1 protein-coding gene is annotated in these 2198 nt (G+C 57.9%); it reads left to right on the top strand.

The annotated features are described in order from the left end of the window. Nucleotides 1–2198: ATP-dependent RNA helicase HrpA (hrpA, locus tag RI563_RS12225; protein WP_310694664.1), on the top strand; the 2198-nt coding region annotated here is incomplete at both ends.

Genomic DNA, 2198 nt, shown 5'->3' with positions numbered 1-2198 from the left:
CTGTTTTATCTGAACCTGTGGCACCTGTACGAGGAGAAGCGCAAGCACCTCAGCCAGAATAAACTGCGCAAGTTCTGCAAGCAGCATTTTCTCTCCTACAACCGGATGCAGGAGTGGCGGGATATTTACCAGCAGATCTACACGCTATTTAAAGAGCAGGGCACCCGGCTCAACACCACGCCGGCCGGGTATGACGACATTCACCGGGCCTTGCTGTCGGGCCTGCTGGGCAATATCGGTAACAAGGCCATCGAGTCCAACGAGTTTCATGGCGCGCGCAATATCCGCTTTCATATTCACCCGGGCTCGTGGCAGGCCAAAAAGCCCCCCAGGTGGATCATGTGTGCCGAGCTGGTGGAAACCACCCGCCTGTACGGGCGCATGGTGGCCCGCATCGAGCCCGAGTGGGTGGAGGAGCTCGCGGCTCATTTGCTCAAGCGCAGTTATTCGGAGCCCCACTGGCAGAAAAAGCCGGCCCAGGTCGGCGCCTTCGAGCGCACCACCCTGTACGGCATTACCATCTGCCCGAAACGGCGGATTAACTATGGCCCCATCGATCCGGTGCTGGCGCGGGAGATCTTCATCCGCGAGGCCCTGGTGCAGGGGGACTATGACACCCGCGCATCGTTCTTTAAATATAACCAGTCGGTGATCGAGGAGATCGAGTCGCTGGAGGCCCGCGGTCGGCGCCGGGATATCCTGGTGGATGAACAGGCGCTGTTCGAGTTTTACGACGAGCGTATTCCGGAGGGGATTTACAGCGGCAAGGCCTTCGAAAAATGGCTCAGGACCGTGCAGCAAACCAATCCCGAAATACTCTACCTGCAAAAAGAATCGTTGATGCGCCACGAGGCGGAACACATCAACGAGGAACAGTTCCCCGGCAGTATGGAGATCGACGGGGTCTCGCTGGAAATGGACTATCACTTTGAACCGGGCCATGCCGAGGACGGGGTAACGGTGATCGTGCCGCTGGCCATCCTTGGCCAGTTACGCGAAGCGTCGTTCGATTACCTGGTCCCCGGCCTGTTGCGCGACAAGGTCATTGCCCTGATCAAGTGTCTGCCCAAGGCGCTGCGCAAGCAGTTCGTGCCGGTGCCGAACTATGCCGATGATTTTCTGGCTTCAAATTATGATCGCAGTCAGCCGTTACTCGACAACCTGGCGGCGCATATGCAAAAGATCAGTGGCACGAAGATCGACCGGGACGTCTGGCAACTGGATAACCTGCCGGAGTTCTATCACATGAACTTTCGCGTGATCGATCAGGACAACCAGGTGCTGGGCGTCGGCCGGGACCTGGGGCAGTTGCAGCAGGAGCTGTCGACCCTGAGTGAAGGCGTGCTGGCCGAACTGCCGACCTCGAAGTTTGAAAAGCAGGACATTACCCAATGGGACTTCGGCGATCTGCCCGAAGTCGTGGAGCTGGAACAACACGGCCTGACGATCCGCGCCACCCCGGCGCTGGTCGATGACAGCCTGGATAGTAACGGCGATGGCGAGAGCGTGTCGGTGCGCCTGTTCAATGATCCCGAACAGGCGGCGGCCGAACAGCGGTTGGGTCTGCGCCGGCTGTTCCGGCTGGTGGCCCGCAAGGAGATGAAGTACCTGCGCAAGAACCTGCGCCACATCGATAAAATCCAGTTGTTCTATACCTCGATCGGTGACAAGCAAAGCCTGTTGCAGGATCTCGAAGATGCGATTATCGATGAGGCCCTGCTGGACGATATCGAGGATATTCGTTCACAGGAGCTGTTCAATCGTCGGGTGGCCGAGGCCAAAAGCAAGTTGATGAGCGTTGCGAATGAACTCTGTGATCGGCTGTACGAGATCCTCGAGCAATACCATCACGTCGCCAAACGGCTACAGGGCAATATTCCGCTGGCCTGGTTCGATGCCGTCAAGGATATCCGCCAGCAACTGGATTGCCTGGTCTATGAAGGTTTTATCAGCACTACACCACGACAATGGCTGAAACACCTGCCGCGTTATCTCAAGGCCATCAACCTTCGGCTGGATAAAATAGAACGCTCGCTGGCGGCGGATAAACAACGCCAGGGCGAGGTGCAGAAGCACTGGAACCGGGTATATGCCCAGATCGGCGACGCGCCGGATCAAACGCTCAGCCCGGAGTGGGAAACCTACCGCTGGATGGTGGAAGAACTGCGCGTGTCCCTGTTTGCCCAGGAGCTCGGGAC

This window comes from Thiohalophilus sp. (assembly GCF_031581315.1).
Taxonomy (GTDB): domain Bacteria; phylum Pseudomonadota; class Gammaproteobacteria; order UBA6429; family Thiohalophilaceae; genus Thiohalophilus.
The sequence above is the reverse complement of the archived record's forward strand: the minus strand, read 5'-3'. Positions and strand labels throughout refer to the sequence as shown.